This window comes from Actinomadura viridis (assembly GCF_015751755.1).
In the GTDB taxonomy this organism is placed as follows: Bacteria; Actinomycetota; Actinomycetes; order Streptosporangiales; family Streptosporangiaceae; genus Spirillospora; species Spirillospora viridis.
On sequence record NZ_JADOUA010000001.1, the window covers coordinates 8387004 to 8405933 of the forward strand.

Below are 18930 nucleotides of genomic sequence, written 5' to 3' on the forward strand. Positions count from 1 at the left end.
CATCGGTTCACGCCGACAAGCGACGCATCACGCCCAAAACCTCGCGGACACGACACATGATCGAGGAGGCGGCCGGTGATCGCCCGAAAGCGCCCCCGGACGCCCCGGACGCCCCGGACGCCCCGGACTCCCCGGACGCCCCGGACGCCCCGGACGCCCCGGACGCCCCGGACTCCCCGGACTCCCCGGACGCCCCGGACGCCCCGGACTCCCCGGACTCCCCGGACTCCCCGGACGCCCCGGACTCCCCGGACGCCCGGACTCCCCGGACGCCCGGACGCCCGGACGCTCCGGCGCTCCCGGCGCCCGACGGCTCCAGGAGGCGATCAGCCGGCGTCCGCGGCGGGCTCGGCCGCCGAGACCGTGACCGTCGCGTACCCGAGCTTCTCCAGCGGCTCGCGGATCTGCTCGGCGTCACCGACCGCGATCACCGTCAGCGCCTCCGGATCGACGTGCTCGGCGTACGCCCGGGCCACCTCGTCCGGCGTCGCGGCGCGCACGGCGTCGAGGTAGCGCCGCGGGTAGTCCGCGCCGAGGCCGTTGGCGGCGGCGTCGGCGAGCTCGGCGGCGACCGCGCGGGCCGTCTCGTACTCGGCGGGCGCCCGGTCGGCCAGGGCCCGGACCGAGTCGCCGCACTCCTTGGCGTCGACCCCGCGCGAGACCACGCCGCGCAGCTCGGTGAGCGCGTCGGCGACGGCGTCCGCGGTGACCTCGGTGTGCACGGCGCCCTGGGTGATGAACAGCGCGCAGTGCCGCAGCCGCAGGAGCCCGGCGCGCACGCCGTAGGTGTAGCCCTTCTCCTCCCGCAGGACGGCGTTGAGCCGCGAGGTCAGGCCGCCGCCCAGCACGTGCGAGGCGACCGCCAGCAGGGGCCAGTCGGGGTGCGCGCGGTTCGGTACGCCGTGCCCGAGGCCGAGGTAGGTCTGCACCGAGCCCGGACGGTCGACCACGACGATCCGCGGGCCCGCCGTCGGCCGCACCGAGTCAGGGGTGGGCAGGGGCTGCCCGGAGGTCGCCCAGCCCTGCAGGGCGGCGTTCAGCGCGCCGTCCGCGTCGATGCCGGACAGGTCGCCGGCGACGACCGCGGTCGCCTCGCCCGGGACGGCCGAGCCGTAGAAGCCGCGCACGTCCGCGCCCTGGAGCGCGTCCACCGAGGAGGGGGTGCCGCCGGTCGGACGGGACGCCCGGGCCTCGCCGGGGAACATCACGGCGCGCAGCTCGCGCATGGCGCGGGTGCCCGGGTCGGCGTCCTCCTGCGCGATCTCCTCCAGCCGCTCGCGCACCAGCCGGCGCACGTCGGAGTCGGCCAGCGCCGGCTCCCGGACCACCGAGGACAGCAGCTCCAGCGCCGGGCCGAGCCGGGTCACCGGCACGTCCAGCGCGATCCGCAGCGCGGTCAGGTCGGCCGAGGCGTACAGGCTGGCGCCGAGCCGCTCGAACGCGGCGGTCAGCGCGGTGCCGCCGCCGGGCTCGGTGCCCTCCAGCAGCGCACGCGCGGTCAGCGTGGCGACGCCGTCCCGCCCCTCGGGCTCGCGTCCGGCGCCCGCGTCGAGCACCAGCCGCACCGCGGCGAGGCGGCGTCCGGGCAGGTCGCAGCGGAGCGTGGCGGGACCGCCGCCGGGCACGCCGCCCTCCGTCCCGGCCGGGAACGCCCAGGCGGGGACGGGGCCGGGGACCGGACGGGGGGCCAGGGCCAGACCCTGGCCGCTCGGGGACTCGGTCACGACGCCGTACCTCCGTAGGTCAGGACCGAGCGGGCGCCGGGCGACAGCCAGCGGCCCGCCATCTCCTTGATCTCGTCCGCGGTCACCGCCGCGGCCCGGCCGGGCGCGGTGAAGACGCGGGCCGGGTCGCCGAACTGGGTGGCGTTCTGCGAGAGCGCGTTGGCCAGCCCGGTCACCGTCTCGGTCTGCTCCAGGAAGCCCCGCTCGGCCTGCGCGGTGGCGCGCGCGGTCTCGTCGGCGTCCGGGCCGGCGGTGGCGAAGCGGGCCAGCTCCTCGTCCAGGACCTCGGCGATCCTGTCCGGATCCGGCCCGATCGCGTCCACGATGGCCAGCGACGGGCCACCGGCCAGCCGGGTGACCCCGGCCCACACCTCGGTGGCGATCTGGTCGCGGCGCACCATCCGGTCGTACAGGCGCGAACCGGACCCGCCGCCGAGGATCTCCACGGCCAGCTCGGCCGCCTCGATCTCGGCGCCGCCGTCGGCGGGCAGCGGGAACATCGCGAAGTAGGCCGGGGAGGGCACCTCCTCGTCCACCGCCTCGGCCTTGATCGCCGCGAGGGGGCCGAGGTCGCCGGGACGGGCGGGCGGCGCCTGCGGGCCGGTGGGCAGGCCGCCGAAGTAGCGCTCCACCGCGGCCAGGGTGGCCTCGGGATCGACGTCGCCGACGATCGACAGGACCGCGTTGCCGGGGGCGTACCAGGTGCCGAAGAAGTCCGCGCAGTCCTCCAGCGTGGTCGCGTCGAGGTCCTCCATCGAGCCGATGGGGGTGTGCGCGTACGGGTGGCCCTCGGGGAACGTCAGCGCGCACAGCCGCTCGAACGCGGTGCCGTACGGCTGGTTGTCGTAGCGCTGGCGGCGCTCGTTCTTCACCACGTCGCGCTGGTTGTCGAGGTTGGCCTGGGTGAGCGCGGCGGGCAGCGTGCCCATCCGGTCGGCCTCCAGCCACAGCGCGAGGTCCAGATGGCTCACCGGGACGGTCTCGTAGTAATTGGTGCGCTCGAAGGAGGTGCTGGCGTTGAAGGTGGCGCCGGCGCTCTCCAGGAGCGCGGCGTGCTCGCCCTCGGCGACGTTGGCCGACCCCTGGAACATCAGATGCTCGAAGAGGTGCGCCAGCCCGGTCCGGCCGGCCCGCTCATGCCGCGAGCCCACGCCGTACCAGATGTTGACGGCGGCCAGCGGTACGACATGGTCCTCGCAGACCACCACGCGCAGGCCATTGCCGAGCGTGTGCTCATGCAGCGGCTGTTCTGCCACGGAGCGCTCCCGTCCGGTCGATGGATCGGTTGACGGACAGCACCGCGCGCGTCGGCGGGACGTGCCCTGGCGGCGGGCTTGATCTCTGCCCTCACGGTACCGGTTCGCGGGAGCCGCGGGCGCCGCCCGCGCGGTACGGCCACGAGCCGTCCGGGGGCGGGGAGCGGCCGAGCGAGCGGCCGGGCGAGCGGCCAGGGGAGCGGTGGATGCGCGGCCGGGTGAACGGCGGGGAAGGTCGTGGCGGGGGCGGGGTGGGGGCGGAGGTCAGGAGGGCGAGGCGCCGGCGGCCTCGTGAGCGGCGACGGCCTCCTCCAGCGAACGGTGCAGTACGAAGATCTTCGTCAGCTGGGTGACGTGGAAGACGCGGCGCACCCGGTCGTTCACCCCCATGAACGACATCGAGCCGTCCCGTGCGCGGAGCCGGTGGTAGATGCCCACCAGGACGCCGAGGCCGGTGGAGTCCAGGAAGGTGACCTCGCCGAGGTCCACGACCAGGTGCTCGGCGCCGTCCTCGATGATGTCGAGCAGCAACTCGCGCAGCTTCGGGCTCGTGAAGACGTCGATCTCACCATTGATCTTTACGATGGTGAGGCCCTTTTCGACCCGATGCTCGACGGCGAAGTCCACCGAAATACCCTCTCCACTGGTCGTGACGTGGGGACACCTATACCCAGTGGGTGGTGGCTTTATCCCAGCTCGACGCCGTTTTACCTTGGAGCTGTCGATCAAGGGGCGGCGGTCAGGGGGTGCGGAACAGCGCCCAGACGACCTTGCCCTGCGGGAGGCCGCACCATCCCCACCGGATGCTGAACGACTCGACGAGGTGAAGGCCGCGGCCGGTCTCGGCGATGTAGTCGGGCTCCTTGCGCCGGGGGGCGGACCGGCTGGCGTCCATGATCCCGCACAGCAGCCAGGGGGCCTTGTAGAGGAGCCGCAGGCGGATGGCGGCGGGCGCGGAGCCCAGCGGGTCCGCCGACCCGTCCTCGCAACCGCCGCGGAACGCGTGCCCGCCCCGCAGGACGGGTCCGCGCGGGTCCGCGCGGTGGAAGGCCGGCCCGCCGCTGTGCCGCAGCGCGTTGGTGACGAGTTCGGAGACCACCAGGCCCACGTCGTCGGCGAGGGCGCCGGTGCCCCAGCCGTCCAGCCGGGAGACGGCGAAGTGGCGCGCCTCGGTCACGGACTCGGGGTCGGGCAGGACGGTGAACGAGACGGTCGGCGCGGTCAGGTCCACCAGGGCGCGCAGGGCCTGGTCCAGCCGCGGCGGGAGACCGCAGGACTCGGGGACCGGTGTCGACTGGACGGCATGCTCCCGTTGGCCCGCCGACCCGACCATGGGGCCTGCCCCCCATCGTGTGTCGTCGTGCGCGTGGCGTGACGTCATTCCCCGGACCCCGCAGAGTGATCTCGTTGTGCAGCCGTGGCTCGGAAGTCTCGTGCGTTATCCTGCGCATCGTAGCGTGCGAATGCAAGGCCCAATGCACGTGCATCCGAACCGGCGCGTCACTATCGGTGCGGTGCGCGCGCGGGTGAACGGAGGTAACTGCAGGACAGGCACCCGAGTGGCACACTAAGTTCGCTGTCCGCCATCGAGCCGGGAGGTTGGGCGTGACTCCAGAGACGCCGGGAACGGGATCGACGGTCCGTCGGATCCTGCTCGGCTCGCAGCTGCGTCGCCTGCGTGAGGCGAACGGTGTGAGCCGCCAGCAGGCCGGCTACGTCATCCGCGCGTCGGAGTCGAAGATCAGCCGCCTGGAGCTGGGGCGGGTCAGCTTCAAAGAGCGCGACGTGGACGACCTGCTCACGCTGTACGGCGTCAACGCCAAGGACGAGCGCGAGGCGTTGCTTCAGCTGGCACGGGAGGCCAACACCCCAGGCTGGTGGCACCGATACAACGACGTCCTCCCCGGCTGGTTCCAGACCTATGTCGGCCTGGAGGAGTCGGCGGCCCTGATCCGGACCTACGAGCTGCAGTTCGTACCGGGTCTGCTGCAGTCGGAGGGCTACGCGCGTGCGGTGATCCGGCTGGGGAACGCCGGTGCGGCCGAGCACGAGATCGACCAGCGGGTCGAGCTGCGGATGCAGCGGCAGGGGCGGCTGACGGGCCCGGAGGCCCCGAGGCTGTGGGCGGTGCTGGACGAGGGCGCGCTGCGCCGTCCGATCGGCGGGCCCGAGGTGATGCGGGGGCAGTTCGAGTACCTCATCGAGATGTCCAAGCTGCCCAACGTCACCATCCAGGTCATGCCGTTCCGGTTCGGCGGTCACGCGGCCGAGGGCGGCGCCTTCTCCATCCTGCGTTTCCCCGACCAGGACCTGCCGGACGTCGTGTACGTCGAGAACCTCACCGGCGCGATGTACCTGGACAAGCGCGACGACGTCGACACCTATCTGCAGGCGATGGAACGCCTGTGCGTCGACAGTGCGACCCCCGAGCGCACCGTCGAGCTTCTCGGTGATTACCTCAGAGAGACATGATGCTCCAGACCAACGCCTACGACAACGGAATGCCGGCCACCGGGCTGCACGGGGCCCGATGGCAGAAGTCCCGGCGCAGCAACTCCCAGGGCAACTGCGTCGAGATCGCCGAACTGCCCGGCGGGCGGATCGCGATGCGCAACTCCCGTCACCCCGAGGGGCCCGCCCTCATCTACACCCGTCCGGAGATCGAGGCGCTCATCCTCGGCGCCAAGGACGGGGACTTCGACCATCTGATCGCCCCATCGTCCAACTGAACCGCTGACCCGACTCCGTTGCCCCGATTCCGCTGACCCGACTCCGCTGACCCGACGTCATCGCCGGGCGCCTTCGCTCCCCGCTTTCGCGCCCGGCGCCGTCCCCGTCGAACCCCGCTCCCGCCTCTGGCCCCGCCTGTGGCCCCTGCCTCCTGGCCCGCCGCAGCGCCGCTCCCGCTGAGCCTCCGCGCCATCGCCGCGCCTCTGTGTCATCGCTGAGCCTCCGTGCCGCTGAGTCTCCGGGGCTCCGCGCCCGCTCCGCGCCGCCGGTTCAGCCGCAGTTGGCGTAGGACGACGCGGCCGAGCCCGAGCCGAACCGGACGCACTTCCCGGCGGCCGAGACGTAGACCGGCCCCGCGTACCAGGCGTACGAACCGCCGTCGGCGACCTTGGAGCCGCCGGAGGCCTGGATCCACACCGACACCGACGACGCCCGGCCCACGTTCCTGGTCTTGATCAGCACGGCGCAGTTGTACCCCGAGCCGTTGTAGAGCTGGTAGGCCTTGCCGCCCGCCACCGCCATCGAGCGCTGCACGTAGTAACCCCCGCCGCGCCCACCGGAGTTGCAGACCTGCTGGGGCGAGTACTTGTTCGCGGGCTCCGGGCCGGAGGTCGTTCCGCCTCCCGGCTTGGCACCGCCGCCGGACGTGCCTCCGCCGCCCCCGGGGGGTGCGGTGGCCCGGCCGGCACCGGGACTTCCGGACGCCTTCGGGTCGTCCGGCTTCGCGCCGGGGGACTGCGAGTTCCGCGGTCGGGCTGACCGTTTATCGGTATTTCGGTCAGCCCCTCCGGGGAACTGCTCCACCGCCGGCCCGTTCGGCCCCTTCTGCCCGGCCGCCGGCCGGTCGGAGTCGCCGCCCGACCGGGTCGCCGCCCACACCGAGCCGCCGGCCAGCACCGCGCCCACGGCGACCGCCGCGGCGACCGGGACCAGCAGCCGCTTGCGGCCGGCGCCCTGACCCTCCTGCCGGACGGGCGGCGCCGGAACGTGCTGCGGCTGCGGGAGCAGCGGCTGCGGCTGCGGCGGGGTCGCCTCCCACCCGTCCTGCTCGGCGCCCACCCTCGGCTCGGTGACCTGTGCGGGCGACGGCCCGCCGGGGAACGGGGGCGGAGGCGGGGGCAGCGCCTCCGCGGGCATCTCCGACCCGGCGCCGACGAGCCGTTCCTGGGCCTCCCGCGCCGTGGGCCGCCGTTCGGGCTCCTTGGCCAGCGACGCGGCGACCACCTCGCGCAGCGGGCTCGGCAGCCCGCCCAGGTCGGGGGTGCCGGTCAGGATGCGGTGCATCACCGCGGCCATGTCGTCGTTGCCGAACGCGGGCTGCCCGCTCGCGGCGAACACCATCGTGGTGCCCCAGGCGAACATGTCGGCGGCGGGCCCGACGGTCCCGCCGGTGAAGTGCTCGGGGGCCATGTACGCGGGCGTCCCGACGTTCTGGGTCTCGCCCGCGGCCCCGAGCGCCCGGGCCACCCCGAAATCGATCACGCGCGGGCCGTCCGGGCCCATCATCACGTTGTGCGGCTTGAAGTCGCGGTGCACGATCCCGGCCTGGTGGATCGCGTACAGAGCGGTCAGCGTGCTGATCGCCAGCCGTTCCAGCGCCCCGCCCGTCCGCGGGCCCTCCGCCTGGACCAGCCGGTGCAGCGACTGGCCGGGGACGAACTCGCTGACGATGTAGGGCTGGTCACCGGCCAGGTTCGCGTCGATCACCTGGGCCGTGCAGAACCGGGCCACCCGCTTGGCCACGTCGAGCTCGCGCACGAAGCGGGCCCGCGCCGGGGCGTCGCCGGCCAGCCCGGCGTGCAGGAGCTTGACTGCGACGTAGCCGTCCGGGTGCACGCCGCCCGAGCCCGCGCGGCGGCCGAGGAAGACCGAGCCCTGCCCGCCCTCGCCCAGGCGGCCCAGGATCTCGTAGGCCCCCAGGGCGGCCGGATCTCCCGATCGCAGCGGATGGGCGTCCGGCATCGTCCGGTCCGTCACACCACTCTCACTTCGTCGTCCACGACACGTGCGTTGCCAGGGTATTGGTCGTCCCGGGGTGCCCGCCCCCGAAAGAGGTGATCAAGAACGGCGGAGGACCCCCGCGCGGGCGCGCGGGGGTCCTCCGTCTCGGGCTCAGGCCGGGTCGGGCGTCCGCCACGAGGGACGGTGCTCCGCCCGGCCGTGTCCACGGCCCGGTGGTCCCTCCTGGTCATGATCGCGTTCGAGCCGGGCGGCGATCGCGAGGGCCTTCAGAGAGGTGGACTTCACATGCTTGCGCCCGGAATCGGGCCGGGGGCGGGGGATGCTGCTGCGCACGGGGTTCCTCCGTTTCTCGGGTTTCTCACCATCCGGTGCCAACACCAAGATCGTCCGCTCTATTCCGAATGATCGTTCGCTTTTTTGCCCTGACAGGTCCGGTGGGTGCCGGCCCGGCCCAAACCATCCCCGCCACCGCCCGTAATTCACCCCGCCCGGCGGATCCTCTACAGTCGTGCGCCGTACTCACCAACGCCCGGGAGACGTCGATGCGTGCGGCCGGACCAGCGAGCACCGCAGTCCTCCTTCTCACGACCTCCTTCTTCCTCGCGCCCCAGGCGTCCGCCGCCCCTCTCCCCGCCTTCGCTCCCGCCGCCGCTCCCCGGACGGCCTGCGATCCGCCCCGCGGCCATCACGGCGGCATCGGGGAATCCTGGGCGCAACGGCGTCTCGGGTTCGAGCGGGTGTGGGCGCTGACGCAGGGACGGGGCGTACGGACGGCCGTGATCGACAGCGGCGCGGACCCGAAGCACCCCATGCTGGCCGGCCGGATCGCGGACGTCATCGACCTGACCGGCACGGGCGAACGCGACTGCGCGGGCCACGGGACCGGGGTCGCCGCGCTGCTCGGCGGCCGTGGGGTCGCCGGTGCGCCGCTGCGCGGTGTGGCCCCCGCGGCCGAGCTCCTGGTCGTCAAACAGCAGAACGCCGAACGCGACGACGGCGGCGGAGCCCGCCTCCCCAAGGCCATCCGGACGGCGGTCGACGCGGGCGCCCGGGTCATCAACATCTCGATCAAGGCGGCGGCGTCACCGGCCCTGGAGCAGGCGGTCCAGTACGCGCACCGCAGGAACGCCGTGATCGTCGCCGCGGCCGGGAACGCCCGGGACCGGGAGGGTGACGAGGGCGCCGCCTTCCCGGCGAGCTACCCCGGCGTCATCTCCGTGGCCTCCCTCGGCCCCGACGGCGCCCGGGCCGAGAGTTCCAGCGTGCGCTCGAAGGTCGACATCGCCGCGCCGGGAGTGGCCGTCCCCACCGCCTGGCCCGGAGGCGGCTACAACCCGCGGGCGGAGGGCACCAGCTACGCCGCCGCCTACGTCTCCGGCGTCGCCACCCTCGTCCGGGCGCGCCACCCGCACCTGGACCGGAACCAGGTCGTCCACCGGCTCCTGGCGACGGCGGACGGCAACGCCGGGACCGGCACCGGCCGCGGCATGGTCAACCCCGTCCAGGCCGTCACCGCGGTGGTGCCGGGGGAGACCGCCGCGGCGGCGGGGCGCCCGCCGGCGCCCGCGTCCCTCGCCGCCCCCGAACCCGCCGACGGGCGCACCGGGGCCGTCGCGGTGGCGGTCACCGCCGGCACGCTCACCGCCGCCGCGCTGGCGGTCCTCCTCGGCCTCATCGTGCCCATGGGCCGCCGCCGGGGCTGGAGGCCGGGCCGGACCGGCCCTGCCGCGCCCCCTCCCCCCGGCGACCCCGAAACCGCCACCGCCCCTTCCCGCGGCACCATCGGCGCCCGCACCTGACGGCCGCCGCCCGGACCGACGCGTCCGTCCACCCGTTCACTTGCGGCGGGTTGCCGCCCTGGGCACTCCCAGAGGGGACGACTCGCCGCAAGCCAACGCGGGCGCCCCGGCGGGGGAGTCACGCGCCGCGCGCGGCCGTCTGGATCAGCCGCGTACCGGAACGCCGGTCGCCGAGCGTGCCCCGGCCCGGCGGAAGGGGCTGGGGACGGATCTCATGGAACAGCGGCCCCTCCTCCCGGCTCCCGGACAGGACCAGCGCGGGGGAGCCCATGTCCTTGAGCTGCTGGAGGATCGGATCGAACAGCGCGCGGCCCGCGCCGCCCCCCGCGCGCGAGAGCACGAGATGGACGCCGATGTCGCGGGCCTGGGGCAGGAGGTCGAGGATCGGCAGCAGGGGATTGTGCGCCGTGGCCACCAGGTCGTAGTCGTCCACGAACAGGAAGACGTCCGATCCCTTCCACCATGTGCGGTCCCGGAGCTGCTCGGGAGTGAGGTCGGCCGGCGGCAGCCGCTCGTTCAGGGCCTCGGCCAGGTCGGTCACCAGCTCCGCCGCGGCCGGCGCCGACGCCGCGTACCCGACGCGGTGCTCGGTCGCCGCGGTGTCGAGCAGCGTCCGGCGGTAGTCGATGAAGAGCAGCTTGGCCTCGTCCGGGGCGTGCCCGGCGACGATGCCCTCGGCGATGAGGCTCAGCAGGTTGGACTTGCCGCTCTCGGTGTCGCCGACGACCACGAAGTGGGGGTCGGCCGCGAGGTCCAGGTGCACGGGCGACAACCCCTCCTCGTCGATGCCGATGGGCACCTGCCACCGTTCGCGGGGCACGTCCGCCAGGGCCGAGACCGGCAGCAGGCCGGGCAGCAGCCGCACCGGCGGTGCCTGCGGGCCGGTCCAGGCCCCGGAGACCGCCTCGACCAGCGCCGCGACGCCGTCGGCCAGGTCGCCGGCGGTCCCGCGGCCGTCGATCCGGGGCAGCGCGGCGAGGAAGTGCATGCCGTCCCGGGTCAGCCCGCGTCCCGGGCGCCCCTCCGGGACGTTCTCGGCGAGCCTCCGGTCGATCTCGGACTCGTAGGAGTCACCCAGCCTGAGCTCCAGCCGGGTGCCGAACATGTCCCGGATGCCCATCCGGAACTCTGACCACCGTCCCGCCGTGGCGATCACGTGGACGCCGTACCCGAGCCCGCGCGCCGCCAGGTCGGTCACGACCTCCTCCAGCCGCTCGTGTTCCTGCCGCAGCGTCGCCCATCCGTCCACCACCAGGAACACGTCACCGAACCCGTCGCCGCGGACGTCCCCGGCCGCGCGCAGCCGCCGGTAGGTGGCGATGGAGTCGATCCCGAGCTCGGTGAACTCCGCCTCCCGCCGTTCCAGCAGGGAGGAGACCTCGGCGACGGTACGGCGGACGCGGTCGCCGTCCAGCCGGTTCGTCACGCCGCCCACGTGCGGCAGCCCGGCCAGCGCGCTCAGCGTCCCGCCGCCGAAGTCCAGGCAGTAGAACTGCACCTCCTCGGGCGTATGCAGGAGGGCGAGCGAGGCGATCAGCGAGCGGAGGATGGTCGACTTGCCGGTCTGCGGAGCCCCCGCGATCCCCACGTGCCCGGCCGCGGCCGACAGGTCGACCCAGAACGGGTCCCGCCGCTGCTCGAACGGCCGGTCGATCATGCCGACCACGGCGGCGAGCCGGCCGCGGCCCTCCCAGCCGGCGGACGTCAGCCCCTGGCCGGGCGTCGCCGACAGCGGCGGCAGCAGCCGGTCGAGCGTCGGCGGCACGTCGAGCGGCGGCAGCCAGATGCGGTGGGCCTCCGGCCCTTCCCCGGAGAGCCGGTCGATAACGGTGCTGAACAGGCTCTCCCCGGACTCCTGCCCCGCGGGCTCCTCCGGGGCGGGCTCCTCGACGGCGGGCGGGGCGATGACGGCGGGCGTGTAGGGCATGATCCGGGGCCGCCGCTCGGCCTGCGGCCGGGTCCGCCCCCGCTGCTCGTCGCCCGCCGGCCCGGACACGTACGCGGCCTTGAACCGCACCATGTCGCTGACGTCCACCTTGAGATAGCCGTTGCCCGGCTGCGGCGGCAGCTCGTACGCGTCCGGCGCGCCCAGCACGACCCGCGACTCCATCGCCGAGAACGTGCGCAGCCCGATGCGATAGGACAGATGCGACTCCAGCCCCCGCAGCTTGCCCTCCTCCAGCCGCTGGGAGGCCAGCAGCAGGTGCACGCCCAGCGAGCGCCCGAGCCGGCCGATCATCACGAACAGCTCGGCGAACTCGGGCTTGGCCGACAGCAGCTCGGAGAACTCGTCCAGCACCACGAAGAGGCTCGGCAAGGGGGCCAGCTCGGCCCCCAGCTCCCGCGCCTTCTCGTAATCGCGCAGCGAGGCGTGGTTGCCCGACGCCCGGAGCAGCTCCTGGCGCCGGATCATCTCGCCGTGCAGGGCGTCGTACATCCGGTCGACGAGGGGAAGCTCCTCCTCCAGGTTGGTGATGACCGCGGACACGTGCCGCAGCCGTTCCATCCCGAGGAACGTGGCGCCGCCCTTGAAGTCCACCAGCACGAAGTTGAGCGTCTCCGGGGAATGCGTGATCGCCAGGGCGAGCACCAGCGTGCGCAGCAGCTCCGACTTGCCCGACCCCGTCGCGCCGATGAGCAGTCCGTGCGGGCCCATGCCGCCCTGCGCCGACTCCTTGATGTCCAGCTCGACCGCGCGGCCGTCGGCGTCCACGCCGATCGGCACCCGCAGCCGGTTGCGCGGCGCGCGGGTCCGCCAGCCGTTGCGCGGGTCGATGTCCTCCGCGCCGTCCAGGCCGAGCAGCGACGTCAGCGTGAGATCGCCGGCCAGCGGGCTCTGCTCCGGCTCGTCGGCGGCCCCCGCGCGCAGCGGCGCCAGCCTCAGCGCGAGCCCCTCGGCCTGGACGGGGGTGAACGAGTCGGGACGGCCCAGCGGGCTCGCGACGTCCTTGCCGGTGTGGTCCCGTTCCAGCATCTCCACGCGCTCCGACGTCACGTTCAGGTGCAGCATCGTGGCGTCCGGCGTCGGGGCGACCGACCCGCCGAGATCGATGACGCACACGCCCTTGATGCCGTCGGCGCCGAGCTGGCAGTCCGGCGGGACCGTCCCGCCGTCCACGACCACGACGTGGAAGGGCGGGTCCTGGGGGTCGGCGCCGGCGGTGAACCGCGGCCTGTCCTTGAGCTCCTCGTTCAGCAGCCGCTCGATGTCCGCGAGCGAATGGGCGAACAGCCGGAGCGGCCCCGCCGCGTCGTGCTCGGTGGGGTGGAGGCAGTGCGGCAGCCATTTGGCCCACTGCCACTCCGGCATCCGCTCGGGTGACGCGCAGATGGAAAGGCGCACGTCGTCGGGCGCGTGGAAGGCGACCAGCTGGGCGACCATCGCGCGCACCATCGACCGCGCCGCGTCCGCGTCACCGCCGGGGACGATGCGCGCGAAGGCCGGCAGCGACACCGCGACGGGCAGGTCCGGGACGGTGGCGTGCGCCCGCAGGAAGCGCCGCAGCGCCCCCGCGCACATCGGCTCCAGGTCCTCCACGGGCTTGGTCTCCGGGGTGACGAGCTCCAGCGCCAGCCGCTGCCGCCCGAGGCCGAGGCGGACCTGCCCGAAGTCCTCGTCGGCCGGCCGGCGTTCCCACAACCGGTGGCTCATCGCCAGCGACCACAGCGTCCGGGGACTGGGCCCGGTCCATTCGAGGGCCTCGCGTTGCTGCGCCGCGGCCGTACGGACCCGGGCCCGGATCTGGTCGAGATAGCGGTAGTAGTCCCTGCGGGCGCCGTTCAGCTGCTGCTTGCGCTCTCCGGCGCCCTGGCCCATGTGCCCGACGCCCATCCCGACCATGGACAGGACGAACAGCCCGCTCGCGACCCACATGATCGGGTTGCCGCCGCCGGCGCCGCCCGCCCCGCCCATGAACATCAGGCCCATGGCCCCGCCGCTGGCCGCCATCGGCAGGTACATCAGGACGTTCGCGAACCCCTGATTGATCGTTTCCGGAATCTCGGGCGGCGGCTCGAGCAGGATCTCGCCCTCCGGCAACCGCGGAGGTGGCCGCCGCTCCGGTCTCCGTACGAGAACGATGCCCAACCGAAGAGCCTTTCTGTCGCGCCCGGAAAAGGGCAATTCGCCCAGCCGTCCCGGTCCGCGGCCATGTCCATCTGACCTAGCACTTTTCGCAGGTCATATAGGTATTCATGGAGACCGGACGGGGATGGTCGGTGATGACGAGATTCCCTTGCAGTGCGCGTCAAAGTATCATCGTGCGCCGTGTGTCGGATCAACGTCCCGCCTGCGTTACTGAGCACGTGACAGGCGTGGTCCGTCGGGGCAGAGAACGGAGAACGGTTGAATACCGCGATCGGGTCGGACCTGTGCCGTGTGGTGGTCGTCGCTCCTCATCGCCGTCTCGACCTGTCCCTTCCAGCGGATATCCCGCTCGCCCATATGCTTCCCTCGTTGCTCCAGTTGGCGGGCGGGAATCTCGCCAACGCGGGAGTGGCCCACTCGGGCTGGGTACTGCAGCGCCTTGACGACGCTCCCCTCGACGAGTCCCGGACCTTGTCATCCCTCGGAATTCGCGACGGCGAACTGCTCTACTTCCGTCCCGAACTCGCACAACTCCCTGAGGTCACCTTCGACGACGTGGCCGACGTGGTCGCCACCGGCGTCAACGAGAACGCCGACCGCTGGCGCCCGGAGCACACCCGGACGTACGGGCTGGCGAGCGGCGCGGCGCTCCTGGTGGCGGGCGCCGGCGGCCTGGCCCTGTGCGGCCCGCCCTGGGGGACGGCCGCCGTCGCGGCGGCGATCGTCGCGGTCCTGCTCCTGGCAGCCGGCGCGGTCCTGTCCCGCGCGGTCGGCGACGCGGGCGCCGGGGCGGTGCTGGGCTTCGCCGCCCTGCCGTACGCGTTCCTCGGCGGCCTGCTCGCCCCCGCCCGTCCGGTCGGCCTCACCGACCTCGGGGCACCCCACCTCGCGGCCGCCCTCGCCGCGGTGACCCTCGCCGCGGTGATCGCCGCCTTCGGCGTCACCGCGGGCCTCCCCACGTTCCTCGGCGTGGGGTTCGCCGCGCTGCTGGGCACCGTCGCGACGGGCCTGGTCTGGGGCTTCGGCCTCGCCCCGCACGGGGCCGCGGCGTTCACGGCCGCCCTGTGCCTCACCCTGACCGCGCTCATCCCGTCGCTGGCGTTCCGCCTGGCCCGCCTGCCACTGCCGCCCGTACCGGAGACCGCCGAGGAACTGCGCGGCGCCCAGACCTTCGACGGCCCGACCCTGCTCCGCCGTACGGCCGAGGCGGATCGCTTCGCCACCGGACTGGTCGCCGCCGTCGGACTCGTCGTCCTCGCCGCCCAGCTGAGCCTCGTCCCAGCGCGCGGAGTGCTGCCGGCCGTCATGAGCCTCTGCCTGTCCCTGGTGCTGCTCCTGCGCGCCCGCGTCTTCCACGGCCGCTGGCAGCGGCTCTGGATGCTCGGCACCGGCCTCGCGGGGCTGGTCCTCCTCGGCCTGCGCTGGTCGGGCACGGCCTCGGCGGGCACCGTGATGCTCACCGTCGTCGTTCCGCTGCTCCTCGCCGTGACTGTCACGATGGTGATGGCGCTATGGCTGCCGCGCCACAAGCCCACGCCGTTCTGGGGACGAGCCGGGGACATCCTCGACCTGATGCTCATCATCAGCCTCTTCCCCCTGGCCCTGGGCCTGCTCCAGCTCTACTCCTGGCTGCGCGGGCTGGCCGGCTGACCCATGCAGACGCGCAAGGACCTCTACCAAGCCCACCGGCTCATGACCCAGCGGGTCGCGCTCGCCCTCCTTCAGGGCAAACCGGGAGCCGCCGAATCCCCGCTCCGCCGTACGGGAGTCGGGACCCTCTGCGGCGTGATGGTCGTCGTGCTCCTCGCCGCGGGATTCGGCGTCTCCGGCCTGGTCTTCAAGGGCGGCGCCCGCAACCTCCAGCAGCCCGGCCTGGTCCTCATCGAGAGGGAGACGGGCGCCGCGTACGCCTACAGCGCCCGGGACCGCAAGCTGATCCCGTTCCTCAACTACGCCTCCGCCCGCCTGGCGATGTCCACGACCTCCATCCGGCGCAAGACCGTCTCGTCCAGATCCCTGTCGCGGTACGGCCGGGGCCCGATGACCGGCATCCAGGGCGCCCCGGAGTCCCTGCCGGAACCGGACCGGCTGACCAAAGCGCCCTGGTCACTCTGCGTCCGCGGCACGAGCGTCTCCCTCGCCGGCGGACGTGACGTGGGTGGCCGCGCGTTGGCCGACGGGCAGGGCGTCCTCGTCCAGGGCGGCACCCAGACCTGGCTCATCTGGCGTCACACCCGGCTGCGCGTCTCCCCGCAGGCAGCCCGGGTGCTGACCGCGGACCGTCCCGTCCCGGTCGACGAACGCTGGCTCAACGGCCTGCCCCAGGGCCCCGACTTCGCCCCGCCGCCCGTTCCCCGTTGGGGGCAGCGCAGCCCGGGCCCGGACGGCACCCCCACACCCATCGGCCAGGTGTTCCGGGTCGCCGCCGTGGCCGGAACCCCCGCGCGCTGGTACGTCCAGCTGGCGGACGGCCTCGCCGGCATCTCGCAGACCCAGGCCCGGTTGCTCCTGGAGTCGGCAGGCAGCGCTCCCCACGCCCCGGGCCCGCCCCGCGACATCAACCCCGGCGCTGCGGGAGCCAGACCGTCGCAGACCACGCTTTACCGCCGCGACATTCCAGAAAACCCCCCGGAGATCATGCCGTACCAGGCAACAGAGCCCCTTTGTGCCGTTTACCGCGACACCGGCAAGCTCTCCACCGAATCACGCTTCACCATCGGCGGCGCACTTCCCACCGCCCCATCCGGCGGAACCGGACTCGACCAGGTCCTCATGCCGGGCGGCGGCACGTTCGCGGGCACGCTCTCCGGTCCCGGCCAGAAGCCGCAGGCATTCTCCCTGCTCACCGAACAGGGAGTCCGCTATCCCATTGCCACCGCTGATGACGTGGCCAAACTCGGATACTCGCTGAACTCGGCCGTCCCGGTCCCCGCCAATCTTCTTCAGCTCTTCCGCCAGGGCCCGGTGCTCACCTCGTCCGAGGCGATCCGGCCGGTTCCGGCCACATGAATTGCGAACCCGGTCGTGCCCCGCTGACCATCCACTGCCGTTGCAGGAGTGCAAGCAAATCGGGGCGGACTTGCGCGTAGACAGTCGATCGAGGCATCTCTACGCTGTCTCTAACTCACTGTCACGGGGTGTGTCGCTACCAAGCGGCTACAGGGGGTCAAACTTGCTGCGCGTGGTGCACCTTGTGATGCCGCAGGTTCCGACGTCCAGGGAGACGCAATGACGCAGCAGTCAGCGCACAGCCGGGAAGGCATGCGCAAGGGCGCCGACGCCATCGAGCACGCCGAGAAGCAGCTGAGGGCCACCCGGGCACGGCTGGACGCCGAGCAGAAGGCCCTCGCCGGCCGCTGGAAGGGCGAGGGCGCGATGGCCTTCGTCAAGGTGTTCCAGCAGTTCGACCAGCAGTTCGTGAAGGTGCTCACCGACCTGAACAACATCCAGCGCAAGCTCGGTGACGCCCGGGTCAGCTACGCCGCCACCGAGGCTGAGACCGCCGCCAGGGTCAACAAGCTGACCTCGATGATCAACAGCTGACCCCCGTCCCCCAGAGGAGCACACCATGACCGACTACACGCTGGTCAACTTCGGCGCGATGAAGGAAGCCCAGGCGTCCTTCCAGAAGGCACTGAACGAGTACAAGGCGACCCTCAACGAACTCCAGAGCAAGGTCCAGTCCACCCTCTCCGAGTGGGAGGGCGACGCCGACGAGGCGTACAAGGCCATGCAGAAGCAGTGGAACGCCGCAGGCGAGCAGCTCGGCCAGGTCGTCCACAACCTGAGCCAGGCCATCGGCGACTCCCACGACGGCTACCTGACCACCGAGCGCCGCAACGCCTCGATGTTCGGCGGCTGACCGGCTCAACACACGGGACTCGACACACGGGGAGGGGTGCGCTGTGGCTCCCACGGAAAGCGAACACAGCCCGGAGAAGATGCGCCAGGTCGCCCGGGCCATGCAGGCGGAACTGGAGAAGCTGAGGGCGGGCGCGAGCGGCCATCCCACCACCGTTGGCACCATCGGCGCCTGGGACGTCCCCACCGACCTCGGCCGCCGCATCGACACCGCCCACCAGTCGATGATCACTTACGTCACGGAGTTCGTGGACATCTACGCGCGGTTGGTCAGCGATATCCAGAGATCGGCGAAGTACTTCGACCTGAGCGAACTGGCCTCGCGTCAAGCAGCGGGCAGGGCTGGAGGGCTCCTCGACCCTCCGGCGACGCGCGACAGCCAGAACTGAGCCCATGCGGGCAAGGGAGGTGAGGTCATGGGCCTACAGAAGCATCCGGTCAGGCGCGGCTCGGTAGAACCGGGGAATCCGGCGGAGTTCGACTACCAACAGATCATCCGCATGATCAAGGCAACGAACTCGGCACGTCTTCATGAGATGGCCACCACCTATGCGATGCTCGAAAGGCTTCTCGCCAGGGCCCAGTCAGACCTGGCCTTCCATCGAGGCAGGCTCAAGGCGGCCTGGAGCCAGGGTCCGTCGGCGGAGGCGGCTCTCAGGCAGGTCAAGCGTCTTGAACACGCCGCCGGCGAACTCTCCGAAGCCAGCGGGAGCATCCGCTACGCCCTGGAGGCGGCGGCCCGGACGGTGGACACCTACAAGGTGACCGCTCCGACGGAGGCCACGGGCCCCTTGGGGGTCACCAAGGATCCATCAAAGGAACTCCTGCTGGAGAAGTTCGCCAAGGACCGTGAGGCACAACGCCACATGGACGAGATGAACCAGGGCTTGATCAATGCCTACTCGCGCATCCCGGCGTCCATATCCCTCGATCTCCCCGGCGTCTCAGGGATGGAACCGGACCACTCTGTTGACAGGCTCGGCCGAACCCCACCTTCCGGGTCGGCTTCTCCTGGCGGTGGCGCTGTAACTGCCCCACCCCATCAGGGTGGCGCCCCGGAGGGGCCGCACATGCCATCCCCGGATGTGCCTTCCGGGCCGAACGGAGAACTGCCGAGCCCCGCGCCACCAGGGGCTCCGGAAGGTGGCGGAGCGGTCCCAGGCGGTACAGAGCTTGAGGGCACGAAGCCGGTTGGAACCGGTCCCGTCGGCCCGACACCGATAGGTGCGGGACCAGCCCTCGGTGGGGTTCCTCCAGGCACGAGTCCAGTGGTGCCGAGTGGTCCTCTGCCGGGGCCTCTCACACCCCCTGGCGGCCCCAAGACCATCGGGCCCAAGCCGATCGGGCCAACGGGCCTGGGGCCCGGAGTCAGCCGGACCGCTCCGGTCGCGCCTGGAGTCATCGGCGGAACCGCTGGGCAGGGAAGGCCCGCCCCTGCCGGCTTCAAGCCGACTCCGAACAGCGCAGGAGGGACACAGACGCGGCCGCTGGGAGCCGGTGGCGTCCTCGGT

The 18930-nt window shown here is 72.7% G+C and carries 15 protein-coding genes; 8 read left to right on the forward strand and 7 right to left on the reverse strand.

The window, feature by feature from the left end; all coding sequences use genetic code 11:
* Positions 1–326 precede the first annotated feature (326 nt).
* From IW256_RS38080 to IW256_RS38095, 4 genes are all read right to left on the reverse strand, one after another.
* The gene (locus IW256_RS38080) at positions 327–1724 is read right to left on the reverse strand and encodes a M16 family metallopeptidase (protein ID WP_197015555.1); all 1398 of its coding nucleotides are present in this window, start codon (positions 1722–1724) and stop codon (positions 327–329) included.
* Complete coding sequence (locus IW256_RS38085; RefSeq protein ID WP_197015556.1) at positions 1721–2980, reverse strand: M16 family metallopeptidase; 1260 nt, start codon at positions 2978–2980, stop codon at positions 1721–1723. The genes IW256_RS38080 and IW256_RS38085 overlap by 4 nt, the downstream gene beginning before the upstream one ends.
* 264 nt (positions 2981–3244) lie before the next feature.
* A complete protein-coding gene (locus tag IW256_RS38090) occupies positions 3245–3607 on the reverse strand; it encodes an STAS domain-containing protein (RefSeq protein ID WP_197015557.1) in 363 nt (120 codons plus the stop codon).
* Between the two features lie 112 nt (positions 3608–3719).
* On the reverse strand, positions 3720–4313 hold the full coding sequence (locus IW256_RS38095; RefSeq protein WP_197015558.1) for an ATP-binding protein: 594 nt from the start codon (positions 4311–4313) through the stop codon (positions 3720–3722).
* A gap of 317 nt (positions 4314–4630) precedes the next feature.
* Between IW256_RS38095 and IW256_RS38100 the strand changes: the two genes are divergently transcribed.
* Both IW256_RS38100 and IW256_RS38105 read left to right on the forward strand, forming a co-directional pair.
* On the forward strand, positions 4631–5452 hold the full coding sequence (locus tag IW256_RS38100) for a helix-turn-helix domain-containing protein (RefSeq protein WP_231405702.1): 822 nt from the start codon (positions 4631–4633) through the stop codon (positions 5450–5452).
* Positions 5449–5709 carry a DUF397 domain-containing protein gene (locus IW256_RS38105; RefSeq protein ID WP_425549708.1) on the forward strand — a complete coding sequence of 87 codons (261 nt, stop codon included), beginning with the start codon at positions 5449–5451 and terminating at the stop codon, positions 5707–5709. The genes IW256_RS38100 and IW256_RS38105 overlap by 4 nt, the downstream gene beginning before the upstream one ends.
* A 271-nt stretch (positions 5710–5980) precedes the next feature.
* Here IW256_RS38105 and IW256_RS38110 read toward each other — a convergent pair whose 3' ends face one another.
* Positions 5981–7687 carry a serine/threonine protein kinase gene (locus IW256_RS38110; RefSeq protein ID WP_307829337.1) on the reverse strand — a complete coding sequence of 569 codons (1707 nt, stop codon included), beginning with the start codon at positions 7685–7687 and terminating at the stop codon, positions 5981–5983.
* A 135-nt stretch (positions 7688–7822) separates the two neighbouring features.
* On the reverse strand, positions 7823–8005 hold the full coding sequence (locus tag IW256_RS38115; RefSeq protein WP_197015560.1) for a hypothetical protein: 183 nt from the start codon (positions 8003–8005) through the stop codon (positions 7823–7825).
* A 209-nt stretch (positions 8006–8214) separates the two neighbouring features.
* Here IW256_RS38115 and IW256_RS38120 point away from each other — a divergent pair, with 209 nt between their 5' ends.
* A complete protein-coding gene (locus tag IW256_RS38120; protein WP_197015561.1) occupies positions 8215–9471 on the forward strand; it encodes a S8 family serine peptidase in 1257 nt (418 codons plus the stop codon).
* Positions 9472–9589: 118 nt separating this feature from the next.
* Here the strand turns inward: IW256_RS38120 and eccCa are convergent, their stop codons facing one another.
* Positions 9590–13510 (reverse strand): type VII secretion protein EccCa, encoded by a 3921-nt coding sequence (gene eccCa, locus IW256_RS38125; protein WP_231404096.1) that lies wholly within the window; start codon positions 13508–13510, stop codon positions 9590–9592.
* Between the two features lie 342 nt (positions 13511–13852).
* Between eccCa and eccD the strand changes: the two genes are divergently transcribed.
* The 5 genes from eccD to IW256_RS38150 all read left to right on the forward strand — a co-directional run bounded on the left by eccD (position 13853) and on the right by IW256_RS38150 (position 17808).
* Positions 13853–15208 (forward strand): type VII secretion integral membrane protein EccD, encoded by a 1356-nt coding sequence (eccD, locus tag IW256_RS38130; protein ID WP_307829418.1) that lies wholly within the window; start codon positions 13853–13855, stop codon positions 15206–15208.
* A gap of 3 nt (positions 15209–15211) precedes the next feature.
* Positions 15212–16567, forward strand: a complete 1356-nt coding sequence (eccB, locus tag IW256_RS38135) for a type VII secretion protein EccB (RefSeq protein ID WP_197015564.1) — start codon at positions 15212–15214, stop codon at positions 16565–16567.
* Positions 16568–16786: 219 nt separating this feature from the next.
* The gene (locus tag IW256_RS38140; RefSeq protein WP_197015565.1) at positions 16787–17101 is read left to right on the forward strand and encodes a WXG100 family type VII secretion target; all 315 of its coding nucleotides are present in this window, start codon (positions 16787–16789) and stop codon (positions 17099–17101) included.
* Between the two features lie 25 nt (positions 17102–17126).
* Entirely contained in the window at positions 17127–17420 is a 294-nt protein-coding gene (locus tag IW256_RS38145; protein WP_197015566.1) for a WXG100 family type VII secretion target, read from the forward strand.
* A gap of 43 nt (positions 17421–17463) precedes the next feature.
* On the forward strand, positions 17464–17808 hold the full coding sequence (locus IW256_RS38150; RefSeq protein WP_197015567.1) for a hypothetical protein: 345 nt from the start codon (positions 17464–17466) through the stop codon (positions 17806–17808).
* Positions 17809–18930 lie beyond the last annotated feature (1122 nt).